The following is a 17158-nucleotide window of genomic DNA, read 5'->3' as shown; positions in this document are numbered from 1 at the left end:
CTAGTTCTCCCTGCTCGTCGATGCGAACGACATGTCCGCGTAGCGGTCTCCCGCCACCTTCCCCGCGATCGGCTCCAGGAGGGACAGCTCCTCCTCCGTGAGGATGATCCTGGTCGCCGCCGTGTTCTCCTCCACCCGGCCCGGCTTGGTCGTGCCCGGGATGGGGATCACCGGGAGCCCGTGGACCTGGGAGCGCTGTTGGACCCAGGCCAGGGCGATCTGGCCCAGGGAGGCTCCATGCGCCTCGGCCACCGCCCGTACCGGGTCCAGGAGCGCGCCGTTGGCCGCGGCGTTCTCGCCGGTGAAGCGGGGTTGCGTGCGGCGGAAGTCGCCCTCTGTCAGGTCCTGGTCGGCGTTCGAGAAGGAACCGGTGAGGAAGCCGCGGCCGAGGGGTGAGTACGGTACGACCGCCACGCCCAGGTCGGCGGCGGCGCCCACCAGGCTGATCTCGACGTCGCGGCTGAAGAGCGACCACTCCGACTGGACGGCGGCGATCGGGTGGACCGCGTGGGCGGCCCGCAGTTCCGCGCCCGTGATCTCGCTCAGACCGAGGTGTTTCACCTTGCCCTCGGCCACCAGCTCCGCCATCGCGCCGACCGTGTCCTCGATGGGGACGGCCGGGTCGCGGCGGTGCATGTAGTAGAGGTCGATGACGTCGATGCCGAGGCGCTGCAGGCTCGCCTCGACCGCCTGACGGATGTACGGGCGGTCGTTGCGGATGACGCGGCGGGTGGGCTCGCCGGGCGCGAACGACAGGGCGAACTTGGTGGCGATGACGAGCTGGTCGCGGTGCGCCTTGAAGAACGGTGACAGGAACCGCTCGTTCTCGCCGACGCCGTACGCGTCCGCCGTGTCGTACAGGGTCACGCCCAGGTCGAAGGCGCGGTCCAGGGCGGCCTGTGACTGCTTCGCGTCCGAGGGGCCGTAGGCGAAGCTCATGCCCATGCAGCCGAGGCCCTGGACGCCGACCTCGGGGCCGGCCGCGCCGAGTCGTGCGGTCGGGATCGGGGTGTCGGTCATCCTGCCTTCTCCTTTTCGTAGGCGCGGCCGGCCGTGGCGTAGAAGTTGATCTTCCGGTCGAGGACGGCCAGGGTGTCCTGCAGTTCGGCGATCCTGGCGATGACGTCCCGGCGGGTCGCCTCCAGGAGTTCGAAGCGGTCGCCGTAGGTGTGGTCGCCCTCGCGCATCAGCTCGGCGTAGCGGACCATGTCGGCGACCGGCATCCCGGTCAGGCGGAGCTTGCCGACGAGGTCGAGCCAGTCGAGGTCGCGGTTGCTGTAGCGGCGCTGGCCGGTGTGCGAGCGGTCGATGTGCGGCATCAGGCCGATGCGCTCGTACCAGCGCAGGGTGTGTGCCGTCAGGCCGGTGAAGGCGACGACCTCGCTGATCGTGTAGCTGTCCTCGCCGTCCGGACGCCGCTCGACGTGCGGCGGGCCCGCGCAGCTGTCGGTACTGGTACCCGTGGTCTCCATCACCGTCATGACCACCACGCTATGGCCTTGGAGTGCACTCGAAGCAAGCGGAACCGGTAAGAAATCGGCAGGACGGGCCAGGGGTGCGGTGGATAGCGTGCGGGACATGAGTCTCGTACGACGGGCCACCCCCGACGACACCGCCGAACTGCTGCGACTGCGCCAGGTGATGATCGACTCGATGCCGGGTTCGGACCCGGGCACGGACTGGCACGCGGAGTCCCTGCCGACGCTGCGGGAGCGGCTCGCGTCGGACGAGGACTTCGGGGCGTTCGTCGTCGACCATCCCGAGCGGCCGGGGTCGCTGGCGGCCCTGGTCGTCGGCACGGTGGACTACCGGATCGGGAAGGCGGAGAACCCGCACGGGAAGGCCGGGTTCGTCTTCAGCGTGGCCACCGATCCGGACGCGCGGCGCCGGGGGTACGCCCGCGCGTGCATGGAGGAGCTGCTCCAGTGGTTCCGCGAGCGCGGCGCCGGCCAGGTCCTCCTCACCGCCTCCCCCGACGCCGAGCCGCTCTACGCCTCCCTCGGCTTCACCCGCAAGCCCGACCCCATGATGGGGCTCATGCTCTGAACGGCTTAGGCTCGACGGCATGTCCTTGCAGAGCCTCGCGCTGATCGAGAACTGGCCGGTACCGACCGCCGCGGCAGCCGTCGTACGAGCCGACGGGACCGTTCTCGGGACCCACGGCCCGGTCGACCACCGTTTCCCGCTGGCCTCGGTCACCAAGCCGCTCGCGGCGTACGCGGCCCTCGTCGCGTACGAGGAGGGCGCGATCGAGCTGGACGAACCGGCGGGCCCGCCCGGCTCCACGGTCCGCCATCTCCTCGCCCACACCTCGGGGTTGGCCTTCGACGAACACCGCGTGACGGCCCCGCCCGGACAGCGCCGCCTCTACTCGAACGCGGGCTTCGAGCAGCTCGGCGACCACCTCGCGAAGGCGACGGAGATCCCGTTCGCGGAGTACCTGCACCAGGCGGTCCTCGACCCCCTGGGCATGACGGCCACCACGCTGGAAGGCGCCGGCTCCCCGGCCAAGGACGGCGTTTCGACGGTCGCGGATCTCCTGCGGTTCGCCGCCGAGGTCCAGGCCCCCCGCCTCCTCGACCCCCGCACGGTCGCCGAGGCGATGACGGTCCAGTACCCCGGCACCAAGGGCGTCCTCCCGGGCTACGGCCACCAGAACCCCAACGACTGGGGCCTCGGCTTCGAGATCCGCGACTCCAAGTCCCCGCACTGGACCGGGAGTTCGTCCTCGCCCCGCACGTTCGGTCACTTCGGGCAGGCCGGTACGTTCCTGTGGATCGACCCGGCGGCGGGCGTGGGGTGCGTGGCGTTGACGGACCGGGCGTTCGGGCCGTGGGCGGTCGAGGCGTGGCCGCCGTTCACGGACGCGGTTCTCGCGGAGCTCTAGAGCATCTCCCACATCAACAACTCGGCCCCGATGGCCGCCTCCACCACCAGATCCCGCGCGTCCGTGATCCGCGCCGCGTCCCCCGGCCCCAACTTCTCCCCGCCCAGGCTCACTTCACCGCGCACCACATGGACGTACACATGCACCGCGTCCGGTACGGCCGTGCGCTCACCGGGCGTGAGACGGCGTACGTGCAGCATCGCGCCGGCCTCCGGCACCGCGTACGGCGTGGAGTCGGCGATGCCGTGGACGATCTCGTACGACGGTTCGCCACCCGGCTCCAGCGGGGCGAGCCACATCTGCACGAAGGTCAGGGGCGAGTCGCTGTCGTTGCGCTCGACGTGCCGGACGCCGGCCGCCGAGCCGAGGCGCTGGACGTCGCCGGGGCGGACCCGCGTCAGGTGCCCCGTGGAGTCTCGGTGGCTCAGCTCCCCTTCCACGACCCAGGTGATGATCTCGGTGTGGCTGTGCGGGTGTTCGCCGAAACCGGCGCCGGGCGCGAGCCGTTCCTCGTTGCAGGCGATGACCGCGCCGAACCGGAGGTTGTCCGGGTCGTAGTGCGGCCCGAAGGAAAAGGCGTGCCAGGACTGGATCCCGGCCTGCGGGTCTCCCCCTGGGTAGCGCTCGGCGGAACGCCGTACGTCCATCACGGGGACCACGGTAGCCCTCGGTCGAGACCCGGCACCGCATACCGCCGCCCGGATAAGGCAGTCTTGTTCCGTGCCCGAACCCGAAACCAGCAGACCCGCAGGCCCCGTGCCCCGTGCCCACTCGCACCCGGCGACTCTGAAGCGGCTGGAGCAGTCCTCCGGGAGTCTCGCCGCGCAGGCCATCGCGCGCATGGACGAGACGCTGCCGTGGTACCGGGCGATGCCACCGGAGAACCGTTCCTGGATCGGGCTGGTCGCGCAGGCCGGTATCGCCGCGTTCACCGAGTGGTTCCGGCACCCGGACGCGCCGCAGGCCATCTCCACCGATGTGTTCGGGACCGCTCCCCGTGAGCTGACCCGGGCCATCACCCTCCGGCAGACCGTCGAGATGGTGCGCACCACCATCGAGGTCATGGAGTCCGCCATCGACGAGGTCGCCGCCCCCGGCGACGAGTCCGTGCTGCGTGAGGCGCTTCTCGTGTACGCCCGGGAGATCGCCTTCGCGACCGCCCAGGTGTACGCGCAGGCCGCCGAGGCGCGCGGCGCGTGGGACGCCCGGCTGGAGTCTCTCGTCGTGAACGCCGTGCTGAGCGGGGAAGCCGACGAGGGGGCGGTGAGCAGGGCCGCCGCGCTCGGGTGGAACTCGCCCGAGCATGTGTGCGTCGTCCTCGGCACCGCGCCCGACGGGGACAGTGAGCTGACCGTGGAGGCGATCCGGCGGGCCGCGCGGCACGCCAAGCTCCAGGTGCTCACCGGGGTGCTCGGGGACCGGCTCGTCGTCATCGCCGGCGGGAGCGACAATCCGCTCGCCGTGGCCAAGTCGCTGATCGGGCCCTATGCGGCCGGACCCGTCGTGGCCGGGCCCATCGTGCCCGATCTGCTGGCCGCCACCCGGTCCGCGCAGGCCGCCGCCGCCGGGCTCAAGGCGTGCTCCGCCTGGCAGGACGCCCCGCGCCCGGTACTGGCGGACGACCTGCTTCCGGAGCGCGCGATGGCCGGTGACCCCGGCGCCCGGGACCAGTTGGTGGAGGAGATCTACAGACCGCTGGAGGAGGCCGGGTCCGCGCTCCTGGAGACGCTCAGTGTCTATCTGGAGCAGGCGAGCAGCCTCGAAGGTGCCGCGCGGATGCTGTTCGTGCATCCCAACACCGTGCGCTACCGGCTTCGACGTGTGACTGACGTCACCGGCTGGTCGCCGTCGGATGTACGGTCGGCGTTCACGCTGCGGATCGCGCTGATCCTGGGACGTCTGGCCGATGGAGATCCCCAGAACTAGCCTTTTGTCGGGGCTCCACAAAACCCCTTCCTGTTCTTCGTCCCTGTCCCCACGGGCGGCCGTGCCCGTCCCCAAGAGAGAGTGTGAGAGTGCTCGTACTCGTCGCTCCCGGCCAGGGCGCCCAGACGCCCGGCTTCCTGACCCCCTGGCTCGACCTCCCCGGTGTCGAGGACCGTCTGCGTGCCCTCTCGGCCGCCGCCGGCCTCGACCTCGTGCACTACGGCACCGACGCCGACGCGGACGAGATCCGTGACACCGCCGTCGCCCAGCCGCTGCTCGTCGCCGCCGGACTGGTCTCCGCGGCCGCCCTCGGTGACGTGTCGCCGGGCGCTGTCGCCGGTCACAGCGTCGGCGAGATCACCGCCGCCGTCCTCGCGGGCGTCCTGGACGACACCGCCGCCCTGACCCTCGTACGCAAGCGCGGTCTGGCGATGGCCGAGGCCGCCGCGATCACCCCGACCGGGATGTCCGCGCTGCTCGGCGGCGACCCGGACACCACGGTCGCGCACCTGGAGAAGCTGGGCCTGACCCCGGCGAACGTGAACGGCGCGGGCCAGATCGTGGCCGCCGGCACGCTGGAGCAGCTCGCCGCCCTGGAGGCCGACAAGCCCGAGGGCGTGCGTCGGGTCGTGGCGCTGAAGGTGGCCGGCGCGTTCCACACGCGGCACATGGGCCCGGCGGTCGACACGCTCGCCAAGGCCGCGCGGGAACTGACGCCCGGCGACCCGACGATCACGTACGTCTCGAACAAGGACGGCAAGGCCGTCGCCACCGGTGCCGAGGTGCTGGAGCGGCTGGTCGGCCAGGTAGCCAACCCGGTCCGCTGGGACCTGTGCATGGAGACCTTCCAGGAGCTCGGCGTCACCGCGCTCCTGGAGCTGTCCCCCGGCGGCACCCTGACCGGCCTCGCCAAGCGCGCCCTGCCCGGCGTGAAGACGCTGGCCCTGAAGACCCCGGACGACCTCGACGCGGCCCGCGAGCTCATCTCCGAGCACGCCAACGCCTGAAGAAGGAGCCGTACGAACATGTCGAAGATCAAGCCGAGCAAGGGCGCACCGTACGCGCGCATCCTCGGTGTGGGCGGTTACCGTCCGGTCCGTGTCGTCCCGAACGAGGTGATCCTGGAGACCATCGACTCGTCCGACGAGTGGATCCGCTCCCGTTCGGGCATCGAGACCCGGCACTGGGCGAACGACGAGGAGACCGTCGCCGCGATGTCCATCGAGGCGTCCGGCAAGGCGATCGCGGACGCGGGGATCACCGCCGAGCAGATCGGCGGCGTGATCGTGTCCACGGTCTCGCACTTCAAGCAGACCCCGGCCGTGGCGACGGAGATCGCCGACAAGCTGGGCACGAACAAGGCCGCCGCGTTCGACATCTCGGCGGGCTGCGCGGGCTTCGGCTACGGCCTCACGCTCGCCAAGGGCATGGTCGTCGAGGGCAGCGCCGAGTACGTTCTCGTCATCGGCGTGGAGCGGCTGTCCGACCTGACCGACCTGGAGGACCGCGCGACGGCCTTCCTGTTCGGTGACGGCGCCGGCGCCGTCGTGGTCGGCCCCGCCAAGGAGCCGATGATCGGTCCGACCGTGTGGGGCTCGGAGGGCGACAAGTCCGACACCATCAAGCAGACCGTGCCGTGGACCGAGTACGACAGCACGGGCAAGTTCCCTGCGATCACGCAGGAGGGCCAGGCGGTGTTCCGCTGGGCCGTGTTCGAGATGGCGAAGGTCGCCCAGCAGGCGCTGGACGCGGCCGGGATCACCCCGGACGAGCTGGATGTCTTCATTCCCCACCAGGCCAACGAGCGGATCATCGACTCGATGGTGAAGACGCTGAAACTGCCGGAGCACGTCACGGTCGCGCGTGACGTACGCACCACCGGCAACACCTCGGCCGCCTCGATTCCGCTCGCTATGGAGCGGCTTCTGGCGACCGGCGAGGCCAAGAGCGGCGACACCGCGCTCGTCATCGGCTTCGGGGCGGGTCTCGTGTACGCCGCGACGGTCGTTACCCTCCCCTAGGCACTCCGTGCCGGATCATCATCGGATCCGGTACGGCTGTACTCACCTGCCGCTGCCGCGGCGGGCAACGCCACACCCTCTGGATCACAAAGAAGGAGCGCCTGACATGGCCGCCACTCAGGAAGAGATCGTCGCCGGTCTCGCCGACATCGTGAACGAGATCGCCGGCATCCCGGTTGAGGACGTCCAGCTGGACAAGTCCTTCACCGACGACCTGGACGTCGACTCGCTGTCCATGGTCGAGGTCGTCGTCGCCGCCGAAGAGCGCTTCGACGTCAAGATCCCCGACGAGGACGTCAAGAACCTCAAGACGGTCGGCGACGCGACCGACTACATCCTCAAGCACCAGGCCTGAGCCACCTCATAGGCCCGGCTGCATGGCCCCGCCACCCGGCGGTGGCGCCGCTTAATCCTCGTACCGTTGGAGAAAGAATTCCCGTGAGCCCGACCAATCGCACCGTGGTCGTCACCGGTATCGGCGCAACCACACCGCTGGGTGGCGACGCAGCCTCGACCTGGGAGGGCATGATCGCCGGCAAGTCCGGCGTGAAGCCCCTGGAGCAGGAGTGGGCCGCCGAGCAGGCCGTCCGTATCGCCGCGCCGGCCGCTGTGGACCCCTCCGAGGTCATCCCGCGTCCGCAGGCCCGCCGTCTGGACCGCTCGGCGCAGTTCGCGCTGATCGCGGCCAAGGAGGCCTGGGCGGACGCCGGTTTCACCGACAAGGCCGGTGCGGACCCGGCGGTCGACCCCGACCGTCTGGGCACCGTCATCGCCTCCGGCATCGGCGGTGTGACGACCCTGCTCGACCAGTACGACGTGCTGAAGGAGAAGGGCGTCCGCCGCGTCTCCCCGCACACCGTCCCCATGCTGATGCCGAACGGCCCGTCCGCCAACGTGGGTCTGCTCGTGGGCGCCCGTGCGGGCGTGCACACGCCGGTCTCCGCGTGCGCCTCCGGCGCCGAGGCCATCGGCTACGCCATCGAGATGATCCGCACCGGCCGCGCCGACGTCGTCGTCGCCGGCGGCACGGAGGCGGCCATCCACCCCCTCCCCATCGCCGCGTTCGGCAACATGATGGCGATGTCCAAGAACAACGACGACCCGCAGGGCGCCTCGCGTCCCTACGACACCGGCCGCGACGGCTTCGTCCTCGGCGAGGGCGCGGGCGTCCTCGTCCTGGAGTCCGCCGAGCACGCCGCGAAGCGCGGTGCCCGGGTGTACGCCGAGGCGGTCGGGCAGGGTATCTCCGCCGACGGCCACGACATCGTGCAGCCGGAGCCGGAGGGGCGTGGCATCTCGCAGGCCCTGCGGAACCTGATGGACAACACCGATCTCGACGCGGCGGAGATCGTGCACGTGAACGCGCACGCGACGTCCACGCCGGCGGGTGACGTGGCCGAACTCAAGGCGTTGCGCAAGGTGTTCGGTGACGACGCGGACCACATGGCCGTCTCGGCCACGAAGTCGATGACCGGGCATCTGCTGGGTGGTGCGGGGGGCGTCGAGTCGGTCGCCACCGTGCTCGCGCTGTACAACCGGATCGCGCCGCCGACCATCAATGTGGAGAACCTCGACCCTGAGGCCGAGGCCAACGCGGATGTCGTTCGCGGGGAGGCTCGGAAGCTTCCTGTTGAGGGGCGTATCGCTGCCCTGAACGACTCGTTCGGGTTTGGTGGCCACAACGTGGTGTTGGCGTTCCGGACGGTCTGAGGTCTTTGCTGAACGGCGTGTGGCCCGCCCCCTGGGTTTTGGGGGCGGGCCACACGCCGTTTGTCGGCTTACGGTCGGTGGGGGCTGGGCGCGCAGTTCCCCGCGCCCCCAAAAAAGCGCCCCTGACCGGTGTTCTAGACCACCTGGTGCAGCCAGCGGACCGGGGCTCCCTCGCCCGCATACCTGAAAGGCTCCAACTCGTCGTCCCACGGCTTGCCCAGGAGTTTGGCGATCTCCGCTTCCAGGTCTGTTTCGCCCTGCTGAGATCTCGTCAGCGCCGCGCGTAGGCGGTCCTCCGGGATGAGGATGTCGCCGTGGATGCCGGTTACCGCGTGGAAGATGCCCAGGTCGGGGGTGCAGCTGTAGCGCTCGCCCTCGGCTGTGGGGTTGGGCTCGGCGGTGACCTCGAAGCGGAGGAGGTGCCAACCGCGCAGGGCTGAGGCGAGTTTGGAGGCCGTGCCCGCCTCGGCCTTCCAGGAGAACTCGGAGCGCCAGGTTCCGGGGGCGGCGGGCTGTCGGATCCAGTCGAGGCTGACGCGTGTGCCGAGCACCCCGGCGACGGCCCACTCGACGTGCGGGCACAGCGCGCGCGGCGCGGAGTGCACGTACAGAACTCCACGTGTCGTCACCGGGACCTCCGGACAGAGCGGGGCATCTTGCAGACTGGCGAACGGCGGCGGCAGGGCAGCCACGTTGAGGGCGAGGCTACCGTGCGGCGGCACGCGGAGTGTGACGTACCGCCCCTCCCGGTACCAGGAAACGCCGCCATTCACCCATGGGGACGCTTGTACGGGGGTGCGCCGTTGCATCGCACACGTTCGGGAACCCTCGCGCGTTGTTATGGGTTGAGATGTGACACGACACCAAGGGGCTGGGCCAGGGCATGCGAATCCGACGTCACCGTTCACGCGCCGCGCTCGCCGTCGTGGCGGCGGCCGTCCTGGGAGCCGCCGGCTGCGACTCCGGCGGAGGCGGCTCCGCCGGCGCGCACAGCAAGAGCGGTACGGCGGCCAAGGCGAAGCCCTCCCCCGCCCCGGTGTGGGACAGCAGCCCGTCGTCGGTCGCGGCGGTCGGTGACTCCATCACCCGTGGTTTCGACGCCTGTTCGGTCCTGTCGGACTGCCCGGAGGTGTCCTGGGCGACGGGCAGCTCGGCCGAGGTCGACAGTCTCGCCGTACGGCTGCTGGGGAAGACGGGCGCGGCGGAGCGCAGTTGGAACTACGCGGAGACCGGGGCGCGGATGGCCGACCTGCCCGCGCAGATCGGTCAGGCGGTCGCGCGCAGGCCTCAGTTGGTCACCGTGATGGCGGGGGCCAATGACGCCTGCCGGGCCTCGACCTCGGCGATGACCTCCGTCGCGGACTTCCGCGCCGAGTTCGAGACCTCGCTGAAGACGCTGCGCCGGGCCCTGCCGAAGACGCAGGTCTACGTCGCGAGCGTGCCGAATCTCAAGCGGCTCTGGTCGCAGGGGCGGACGAACCCGCTGGGCAAGGAGATCTGGAAGCTGGGCATCTGCCCCTCGATGCTGGCCGACGCGGACGCCCTGGACTCGGCGGCGACGGAGCGGCGCGACACGGTGCTGGACCGGGTGGAGGCGTACAACAAGGTGCTTGAGCAGGTGTGCGCGACGGACGAGCGGTGCCGGTTCGACGGGGGCGCGGTCTACGACTTCCGGTTCGGCACGGACCAGTTGAGCCACTGGGACTGGTTCCACCCGAGCACGGACGGTCAGGCGCGGCTCGCCGAGATCGCCTACCGTCGCGTCATCGCGCGCACACCCGTGACCTAGGGTTTCCCTCATGAGCGAACTTTTCGGCACCCTTCCCGACGGCACGCCCGTGCACCGCTGGACGTTGGAGCGGGCGGGCGTGCGGGTGCGGGTGCTGTCGTACGGCGGGATCGTACAGTCGGTCGAGGTGCCGGACCGGGACGGGCACGCGGCGGACGTGGTGCTCGGGTTCGCTGATCTGGACGGCTATCTCGCCCATCCCGAGCCGTATCTCGGGGCGTTGGTGGGGCGGTACGCGAACCGGATCGCGGGCGGCCGTTTCCCGCTGGAGGGCGTCACCTACTCGCTGGCGCAGAACAACGCGCCCAACTCCCTGCACGGCGGCGAGCGCGGCTTCGACAAGCGGGTGTGGGACGTCGAGCCCATCGAGCACGGGCTGCGGCTCAGCCGGGTCAGCGCGCACGGCGAGGAGGGCTTCCCGGGGCGGCTCGTCGTCTCGGCGACCTACACGCTGGACGAGTCGGGTGCGCTGCGCTTCGGCTACGAGGCGACGACGGACGCGCCGACCGTCGTGAACCTCACCAACCACAGCTACTTCGACCTGAGCGGCGCGGGCGGCGCGGGCGGTCATGAACTCCGGCTCGCCGCCTCGCGGTTCACGCCGGTCGACGGCGATCTGATCCCGACCGGCGCGCTCGACGAGGTGGCGGGCACGCGCTTCGACTTCCGGGAGGCGCGGAAGGTGGGCTCCGGCTACGACCACAACTTCGTGCTGGACAAGGGGGTGACCCCGACCGCCGTCGAGATCGCCGAGCTGTACGACCCGGCTTCGGGGCGGGTGCTGACGGTGGCGACCACCGAGCCCGGCATCCAGCTCTACACCGGTGAGCACCTGACCGACCCGTTCGCCCCGGGTGCCGGGATCGCCCTGGAGACCCAGCACTTCCCGGACTCCCCGAACCGCCCGGAGTTCCCGAGCACGGAACTGCGCCCTGGCCGGACCTACCGTTCGGAGACGGTGTACGGCTTCTCGGTCCGCTGACCGGACCGGCCGGGATGTGATGAGCCCCGGCCCAGGGGTCAGGTCCCGGGCCGGGGCTGTCTGTGGGGAGCTTGTCCCGGCTCAGACGTTAATCGTCGTGACGACCCTGCGGTCCGCGATCGAGCGCCCCGCGTGGATCTCGTACGAACCCTTTACAACTGCCCACGAGTTCGCCGTCTCATCCCAGATCTCGAAAGCCCGTCGCGGAAGTTCGACGATCACCTCGGCGCTCTCGCCCGGGCCGGCCTCGACCCCCGCGAAACCGGCCAGCCAGCGGGCCGGACGCTCCGGAGCGGTGACAGGGTCGGTGTCGGCGGGGGCGAGATAGACCTGGACGACCTCACGGCCGTGCCGGGCACCGGAGTTGGTGACGCGAACGGTGACGGACGTACCGCCGCCCTCGCTCTCCGCCTCGGTCTCCTCCTCGATCGACTCATAGCTCCAGTCGGTGTAACCGAGGCCGTGCCCGAAGGGGTACGACGGGGTGCGGCCCTCCTTCTCCCAGGCGCGGTAGCCGATGAAGACGCCTTCGGAGTAAGGGAGTTCGCCGTTCTCCGGGACGACCCGGGTGACCGGGGCGTCGGTGAGGGAGCCCCAGGTGGTGGGGAGCCGACCGCCGGGTTCATGGGTGCCGGTGAGGACGTCGGCGAGGGCGGCGCCGGCCTCCTGGCCGGGGAACCAGCCGAGCAGGACGGCGGCGACCTCGTCGCGCCAGGGCAGTTCGACCGGGGAGCCGGAGTTGACGATCACCACGGTGTTCGGGTTGGCGGCGGCGACGGCGTGCACCAAGTCGTCCTGGCGGCCGGGGAGTCGGAGGTCCGTCCGGTCGTAGCCCTCCGACTCGACGCGTTCGGTGGTGGCGACCACGACGACGGCGGTGTCGGCGAGGCGGGCCGACTCGGCTGCCTCGGCGATGAGTTCGTCGGGGTCGCGCCGCGGTTCCTGGTGGACGAGTGTGAAGCCGATGACCTTGAGGTCGCGGTTCTCGGAGAAGCTCACGACGTAGGTCAGGGAGACCTCCACCGGGGTGCCGGCGGTGAGGTCGACGCGGGCGCGGGGTTCGGGGGCGCCGAAGAAGGAACTGAACGGGTCGTCCTTGAGCGGGCGTTGGACGTCGTCGTAGTACGTCGTGCCGTCGACGGCGAGGGTGAAGGCGCCCAGGCCCTTGATGCCGAAGGTGTGTCGGCCGGTGTCGCGCGGGGTGAAGGTGCCGGTGAGTTCGACGGTGTGGAGGGTGTCGTGGGTGACGCCGTCGGGGAGGTCGGCGCCCATCCACCGGACCTGCCCGCTGGGCGCGGAGGCGCTGCCGATGACCTGGCCCGCCGCGTCCCGGCAGACGGCGCGCAGCTCGAACCCCTTGTCGGCGTCGGCGAGTTCGGTGTTCGGGTCGGCGCCGACGGCGTAGGTGAGGGTGCCTTCGGGGAGGGCGGCGGTGAGGCCGTCGAGCGGGGAGACGACGTGATGCGGGAAGACGATGGCGGAGCCGCCGCCGAGGACGCGGGCGTCGCGGGCGGCGGCGCCGAGGAGGGCGACGGTGCCGTTCGGCTTCAGCGGGAGGGCGTCGTTCTCGTTCCGGACGAGGACGAAGGAGCGGCGGGCGATCTCGCGGGCGAGGGCCTCGCCGTCGACGGGGGAAGGGAGTTGGGCCTCGGCGACGACGGGCTCGGCGCCGTCCAGGATGCCGACACGGGCGGCGAGCCGCAGCACGTTCCGTACGGCGGTGTCGACGGTGGCCTCCTCGACCTCGCCGTCGCGCACGGCCCGGGCGAGGGCCTCGCCGTAGACGGTCTTCGGGCCGGGCATGGCGACGTCGAGGCCGCCCTCGATGGCGCCGACGGTGGAACGGGCGGCGGTCCAGTCGGAGACGTTGAAGCCGTCGAAGCCCCATTCGCCGCGCAGGATCTCGTTCACGAGGTACCGGTGCTCGGTCATCGTGGTGCCGTTGACCGTGTTGTAGGCGGTCATGACGCCCCAGGGGTGGGCGTTCTCGACGATGAGCTCGAAGGGGGCCAGGTACAGCTCGCGCAGGGTGCGTCGGGAGATCAGGTTGTCGACGGTGAAGCGGTCGGTCTCGGCGTCGTTGGCGACGAAGTGCTTGACGGTGGTGCCGACGCCGCCGGACTGGACGCCCTCGACGTACCCGACGCCGATCCGTCCGGTGAGGTACGGGTCCTCGCTGTAGGCCTCGAAGTGCCGTCCGCCGAGCGGGGAACGGTGGAGGTTGACGGTCGGGGCGAGGAGGACATGGACGCCCTTGCGCCGGGCCTCCTGGGCGAGCAACACGCCCGCCCGGTGCGCGAGTTCGGGGTCCCAGCTGGCGGCGAGGGCGGTGGGGGACGGCAGCGCGACGGAAGGATCGTCGGCGGTCCAGCGCACACCGCGGACGCCGATCGGGCCGTCGGACATGACGAGCGACTTCAGACCGATCTCCGGGAGCGCGGGCAGCGACCACATGTCCTGCCCGGCGAGCAGCCGAGCCTTGGCATCCAGATCGAGCTTGCCGAGCGCCGCCTCGACGACCGCTTCACGGGGTCCCGCCATCCCGGTGCCTCCTCGTTGAGTTCGTGTGGTGCCTCCATCGTGCATCGGCTACCTGTAGAGCGGTAGGTTTCGTAACCTTGCTGTTATGTGAACGGTCGCGGGGTGTCGTACGGTGACGCCATGAACGCCACGAACTCCAGGACCCGGCGCGAGGAACGACGCGCCGAGATCGTGCGGGCGGCCCTGGAGGTCATCGCCGAGCGCGGCTACCGGGGCACGAGCCTGGCGGCGGTGGCGGAGCGGGTCGGCCTGACCCAGCAGGGCCTGCTGCACTACTTCCCCACGAAGGACGCGCTGCTCGTCGCCGTCCTGGAGGAACGGGACCAGTGGGACGCCGTACCCGACAGCCGCTGGCGCGTCGACCTGCTGGCGTCCCTGGTCGAGTACAACGCGATGCGGCCCGGCATCATCCAGACCTTCTCGGCGCTCCTCGGCGAGAGCGTCACGGAGGGGCATCCGGCCCGGGACTACTTCACCGAGCGGTACGTCCGCGTCCGGGGGAGCATGGCGGGGGTCCTGCGCGCCGAGTACGGCGACCACCTGCCGAACGGCCTGACGCCCGAGCGGGCGGCTCCGCTGCTGGTCGCGGTGATGGACGGGTTGCAGTACCAGTGGCTGCTGGACCCGGAGTCGGTGGACATGCCGGGGGCGTTCCGGGACTTCCTGGCGCTGCTGGGCGAGGGGTGAGTCGAGGGCCGGGTCGTGAACCCGCCCGCTACTGACGCCAGATGACGGCCAGCGTCTTGCTCACCACGCACACGAGAGCGAGGACGAGGGCCCAGTCGTAGACCCCGGCGAGGACCAGCGCGACGACCCCGGCCCCGAACCACACCACCTCGAACCCGACCCGCCCGGCCCCCCGCACCTTGTACCTGGCCTTCGGCGACCCGCACAGACCCCACACCACGGCAAGCACGACGGGCCCGCCGATCCCGAGCAGCCAGGTCAGCGGCGTGGCGATGTCCCGCGTGAATCCCCAGTAGCCGACGGCCACGAGGACACCGACCTCGATGGCGAAGAGGACACCGAGATTCGCCGCCTTGGCCGTGTCCACTGGCTTCACTGCCTTCGCTGCCGTCATGGGCGGCAGTATCGCCCGCGGGGGATCAGGCTGTCGCGGGTGCGGGGGCCACGACTTCGGATCATCCCTCGGACCCGTGGCGTAGACCACTCCCGTCACGCGATACTGCGGCCGTCCGGCACCGCACCCCACTGCGAACGGAAGGCCTCAACCACCTTGAACGTCATACGAGTTCGGACCAGCATCCTCGGACTGGCCCTGCTGGCCGGTTTCTCCGCTCCCAGTACCGGGGCGGCGGCCGACACCACCCTGTCCCCGACCGTCGAGGAGCAGCGGCTCGACAAGGCGGTCCCCCAGGAGATCCTCGAACACTCCGGATTCGACACCGTGGCACCGGAGTTCACCCGCGCGCTCGAAGGGGCGCGGAGTTACGCGCAGGCGCGGCGCATCGTCGTAAACGAGGGGACCGCGTTGTGGCGGCGGGCCGTGGCGCGGGCTCAGGGGCGGGGGGATACCGGTGGGGATCTGAGTCGGGACGATGACCGGCCGTTGTACTGGGCCCGGTTGGGGATGACCCGGGAAGTGCGGGGGTGGGAGCCCCGGTTCGGGATCAGTGAGAGACAACGGGCGTCGCTGCTCTCCGAGTTGGAGATGTCCTCGCGCGGGCAGAGCAGTATTCGGTATCCGCACGAGAAGGGGGTCAAGCGGATTCTCGTGACGGGGTTCGACCCGTTCACGCTCGACGCGGACATCCGGATCTCCAATCCGTCCGGGGCCACCGCGCTCGCGCTCGACGGCACGGTGATCCGGACCGCGGACGGGCCGGCGCGGATCGAGACGGCCATGTTCCCCGTGCGGTGGGCGGACTTCGCGGAGGGGACCGTGGAGCGGGCGTTGCGGCCGTATCTGCCGAAGGTGGATCTGTTCACGACCGTGAGCCAGGGGCGGGTGGGCCGTTTCGACGTCGAGCGGACCAACGGGGCCTGGCGGGGCGGGTATCCGGACAACGACAACGTGTCGAAGACCGGGACCGTGCCCGTCGCCGACCCGGCCGCGCAGCCCCAGTGGACGTCAACGACCCTGCCGTACAAGGCGATCGTGGCCGCCGACACCGGGCGGTTCCCCGTCTACGACCACACCGAGGTGACGGAGATCCCGGCGGGCGCGACCGCTCCTGTCGTACGGCCGGACGGGCCCACCGATGGGTCCACGGCCCGTGCCGGGGGCGGCGGCAACTACCTCTCCAACGAGATCGCCTACCGCGCCACGCTGCTGCGGGACCGGCTCGGGCTGCGCGATTCGCTGCCGGGTGGGCATATCCACACGCCGGTACTGCAGTTCGGGGCGGGCAACACGGACCCGGCGACCGGGACGATCACCGATCCGGAGTTCGTGCGGAACCGGGTGGACATCATCGCGCAGGTGAAGGCGATGGTGACGGTGGCCCTGGAGGCATCACTCGCCGACTGACGCCGGCCCGACTTCCGCGTCCCCCTCCTGGTCCCCCTCCCCGGTCTCCTCCCCCAACAGCTCCCGCGCCATCATCGTCGCCCCCGCCACCGCCCCCGGCATCAGGAACACCGCGACGAACGGGACCAGGAAGGAGAGGCCGAGGGGGGTGCCGAAGCCCCAGATGAGGGTCTTGCGGGAGCGGAGGAGGGCGAGGCGGGCGCGGAGGTCGATGCCTCGGCGTTGGAGGGCGACCGCCGTCAGCTCCTCCGTGAGGAAGAAGCCGGTGACGAAGAAGCCGATCACCGGGATGACCGTCTGGCCGATGAACGGGACGAAGCCCAGGGCGAAGAGCAGGACGCCCCACAGCACCGCGCGGACCAGGATGCGGAGGCTGTCGCGGGCGGAGATCCACAGTTCGCGCCAGAGGGGGAGGCCCGATTCGGGGGCCGTGCCGTCCGGGGAGACGTCCCGGTCGACCTTCTCGGAGAGGGTCTCGTAGAAGGGCTGGCCTATGAGGAGCGTGGCGGCCGTGAACGTCAACACCGAGAGCAGCAGGGCCAGTACGAACAGCACCGCCGTGAGGAACCCGCGGAACAGGCCCTGCCACGGGCTCGACCAGTCGTCCGCGAAGGGCGTCGACCAGCCGACGAAGTCCTGGCCCCAGAGCGCCAGCGCGACCAGCGCCGCCACGTACAGGACCAGCGTGATCAGGCCGGGGATCAGCCCGAAACCGTAGTGCCTCCCGTGCCGCGCCATCCAGCGCTGGCCCTTCAGGAGATAACCGAATCCCGCGCCAAGATCATGCATAGGGTGAACTTTACTCAGCGTC

Annotated in this window: 18 protein-coding genes; 11 read left to right on the top strand and 7 right to left on the bottom strand. The window is 70.7% G+C overall.

The window, feature by feature from the left end:
- Positions 1–1020, bottom strand: coding sequence for an aldo/keto reductase (locus OG226_RS33795; RefSeq protein WP_329351013.1), 1020 nt, complete (start codon positions 1018–1020; stop codon positions 1–3).
- Positions 1017–1481 (bottom strand): MerR family transcriptional regulator, encoded by a 465-nt coding sequence (locus OG226_RS33790; protein ID WP_328683587.1) that lies wholly within the window; start codon positions 1479–1481, stop codon positions 1017–1019. Before OG226_RS33790 ends, OG226_RS33795 begins: the two co-directional genes overlap by 4 nt.
- Before the next feature lie 97 nt (positions 1482–1578).
- Between OG226_RS33790 and OG226_RS33785 the strand changes: the two genes are divergently transcribed.
- Positions 1579–2046 carry a GNAT family N-acetyltransferase gene (locus tag OG226_RS33785; protein ID WP_328683586.1) on the top strand — a complete coding sequence of 156 codons (468 nt, stop codon included), beginning with the start codon at positions 1579–1581 and terminating at the stop codon, positions 2044–2046.
- A gap of 19 nt (positions 2047–2065) precedes the next feature.
- Positions 2066–2887 carry a serine hydrolase domain-containing protein gene (locus tag OG226_RS33780; protein ID WP_328683585.1) on the top strand — a complete coding sequence of 274 codons (822 nt, stop codon included), beginning with the start codon at positions 2066–2068 and terminating at the stop codon, positions 2885–2887.
- On the opposite strand, the gene OG226_RS33775 is transcribed toward OG226_RS33780, so the two are convergent.
- Positions 2884–3534 carry a pirin family protein gene (locus OG226_RS33775; RefSeq protein WP_328686510.1) on the bottom strand — a complete coding sequence of 217 codons (651 nt, stop codon included), beginning with the start codon at positions 3532–3534 and terminating at the stop codon, positions 2884–2886. The two genes, OG226_RS33780 and OG226_RS33775, sit on opposite strands and share 4 nt — an antisense overlap.
- A gap of 73 nt (positions 3535–3607) precedes the next feature.
- Here OG226_RS33775 and fasR point away from each other — a divergent pair, with 73 nt between their 5' ends.
- The 5 genes from fasR to OG226_RS33750 all read left to right on the top strand — a co-directional run bounded on the left by fasR (position 3608) and on the right by OG226_RS33750 (position 8544).
- Positions 3608–4813 carry a fatty acid biosynthesis transcriptional regulator FasR gene (gene fasR / locus OG226_RS33770; protein ID WP_328683584.1) on the top strand — a complete coding sequence of 402 codons (1206 nt, stop codon included), beginning with the start codon at positions 3608–3610 and terminating at the stop codon, positions 4811–4813.
- Positions 4814–4902: 89 nt separating this feature from the next.
- On the top strand, positions 4903–5820 hold the full coding sequence (locus OG226_RS33765) for an ACP S-malonyltransferase (RefSeq protein WP_329351012.1): 918 nt from the start codon (positions 4903–4905) through the stop codon (positions 5818–5820).
- Between the two features lie 18 nt (positions 5821–5838).
- Complete coding sequence (locus OG226_RS33760; protein ID WP_328683582.1) at positions 5839–6834, top strand: ketoacyl-ACP synthase III; 996 nt, start codon at positions 5839–5841, stop codon at positions 6832–6834.
- A gap of 106 nt (positions 6835–6940) precedes the next feature.
- Entirely contained in the window at positions 6941–7189 is a 249-nt protein-coding gene (locus OG226_RS33755) for an acyl carrier protein (protein WP_015660680.1), read from the top strand.
- A gap of 83 nt (positions 7190–7272) precedes the next feature.
- Positions 7273–8544 carry a beta-ketoacyl-[acyl-carrier-protein] synthase family protein gene (locus OG226_RS33750; protein WP_328683581.1) on the top strand — a complete coding sequence of 424 codons (1272 nt, stop codon included), beginning with the start codon at positions 7273–7275 and terminating at the stop codon, positions 8542–8544.
- A gap of 134 nt (positions 8545–8678) precedes the next feature.
- Here the strand turns inward: OG226_RS33750 and OG226_RS33745 are convergent, their stop codons facing one another.
- Entirely contained in the window at positions 8679–9173 is a 495-nt protein-coding gene (locus OG226_RS33745) for a DUF3145 domain-containing protein (protein ID WP_328683580.1), read from the bottom strand.
- 254 nt (positions 9174–9427) lie between these two features.
- Between OG226_RS33745 and OG226_RS33740 the strand changes: the two genes are divergently transcribed.
- Positions 9428–10333, top strand: a complete 906-nt coding sequence (locus tag OG226_RS33740) for an SGNH/GDSL hydrolase family protein (RefSeq protein ID WP_328683579.1) — start codon at positions 9428–9430, stop codon at positions 10331–10333.
- Between the two features lie 10 nt (positions 10334–10343).
- Positions 10344–11315, top strand: coding sequence for an aldose epimerase family protein (locus OG226_RS33735; protein ID WP_329351011.1), 972 nt, complete (start codon positions 10344–10346; stop codon positions 11313–11315).
- Positions 11316–11396: 81 nt separating this feature from the next.
- Here the strand turns inward: OG226_RS33735 and OG226_RS33730 are convergent, their stop codons facing one another.
- The gene (locus OG226_RS33730; protein WP_329351010.1) at positions 11397–13856 is read right to left on the bottom strand and encodes a glycoside hydrolase family 3 protein; all 2460 of its coding nucleotides are present in this window, start codon (positions 13854–13856) and stop codon (positions 11397–11399) included.
- Positions 13857–13958: 102 nt separating this feature from the next.
- On the opposite strand from OG226_RS33730, the gene OG226_RS33725 reads away from it, so the two are divergent.
- Positions 13959–14543, top strand: a complete 585-nt coding sequence (locus tag OG226_RS33725; protein ID WP_328683576.1) for a TetR/AcrR family transcriptional regulator — start codon at positions 13959–13961, stop codon at positions 14541–14543.
- Positions 14544–14571: 28 nt separating this feature from the next.
- Here OG226_RS33725 and OG226_RS33720 read toward each other — a convergent pair whose 3' ends face one another.
- The gene (locus tag OG226_RS33720) at positions 14572–14937 is read right to left on the bottom strand and encodes a YrdB family protein (RefSeq protein ID WP_329351009.1); all 366 of its coding nucleotides are present in this window, start codon (positions 14935–14937) and stop codon (positions 14572–14574) included.
- A 156-nt stretch (positions 14938–15093) separates the two neighbouring features.
- Here OG226_RS33720 and OG226_RS33715 point away from each other — a divergent pair, with 156 nt between their 5' ends.
- On the top strand, positions 15094–16347 hold the full coding sequence (locus OG226_RS33715) for a pyroglutamyl peptidase (RefSeq protein WP_329351008.1): 1254 nt from the start codon (positions 15094–15096) through the stop codon (positions 16345–16347).
- Here the strand turns inward: OG226_RS33715 and OG226_RS33710 are convergent.
- The gene (locus OG226_RS33710; RefSeq protein WP_329351007.1) at positions 16333–17136 is read right to left on the bottom strand and encodes an EI24 domain-containing protein; all 804 of its coding nucleotides are present in this window, start codon (positions 17134–17136) and stop codon (positions 16333–16335) included. The two genes, OG226_RS33715 and OG226_RS33710, sit on opposite strands and share 15 nt — an antisense overlap.
- Positions 17137–17158: the final 22 nt, after the last annotated feature.

The organism is Streptomyces sp. NBC_01261 (assembly GCF_036226385.1).
Taxonomy (GTDB): domain Bacteria; phylum Actinomycetota; class Actinomycetes; order Streptomycetales; family Streptomycetaceae; genus Streptomyces.
Note: the sequence above shows the minus strand (reverse complement) of the source record. Positions and strands in the feature narration are given on the sequence as shown.

Bases quoted from the DNA above. Each gene is read 5' to 3' on its own strand.
- OG226_RS33785 (WP_328683586.1), top strand. From the start codon at position 1,579: ATGAGTCTCGTACGACGGGCCACCCCCGACGACACCGCCGAACTGCTG.
- OG226_RS33755 (WP_015660680.1), top strand. From the start codon at position 6,941: ATGGCCGCCACTCAGGAAGAGATCGTCGCCGGTCTCGCCGACATCGTG.
- OG226_RS33775 (WP_328686510.1), bottom strand. From the start codon at position 3,534: ATGGACGTACGGCGTTCCGCCGAGCGCTACCCAGGGGGAGACCCGCAG.
- OG226_RS33735 (WP_329351011.1), top strand. From the start codon at position 10,344: ATGAGCGAACTTTTCGGCACCCTTCCCGACGGCACGCCCGTGCACCGC.
- OG226_RS33730 (WP_329351010.1), bottom strand. From the start codon at position 13,856: ATGGCGGGACCCCGTGAAGCGGTCGTCGAGGCGGCGCTCGGCAAGCTC.
- OG226_RS33740 (WP_328683579.1), top strand. From the start codon at position 9,428: ATGCGAATCCGACGTCACCGTTCACGCGCCGCGCTCGCCGTCGTGGCG.
- OG226_RS33720 (WP_329351009.1), bottom strand. From the start codon at position 14,937: ATGACGGCAGCGAAGGCAGTGAAGCCAGTGGACACGGCCAAGGCGGCG.
- OG226_RS33795 (WP_329351013.1), bottom strand. From the start codon at position 1,020: ATGACCGACACCCCGATCCCGACCGCACGACTCGGCGCGGCCGGCCCC.
- OG226_RS33760 (WP_328683582.1), top strand. From the start codon at position 5,839: ATGTCGAAGATCAAGCCGAGCAAGGGCGCACCGTACGCGCGCATCCTC.
- OG226_RS33780 (WP_328683585.1), top strand. From the start codon at position 2,066: ATGTCCTTGCAGAGCCTCGCGCTGATCGAGAACTGGCCGGTACCGACC.
- OG226_RS33710 (WP_329351007.1), bottom strand. From the start codon at position 17,136: ATGCATGATCTTGGCGCGGGATTCGGTTATCTCCTGAAGGGCCAGCGC.
- OG226_RS33790 (WP_328683587.1), bottom strand. From the start codon at position 1,481: ATGACGGTGATGGAGACCACGGGTACCAGTACCGACAGCTGCGCGGGC.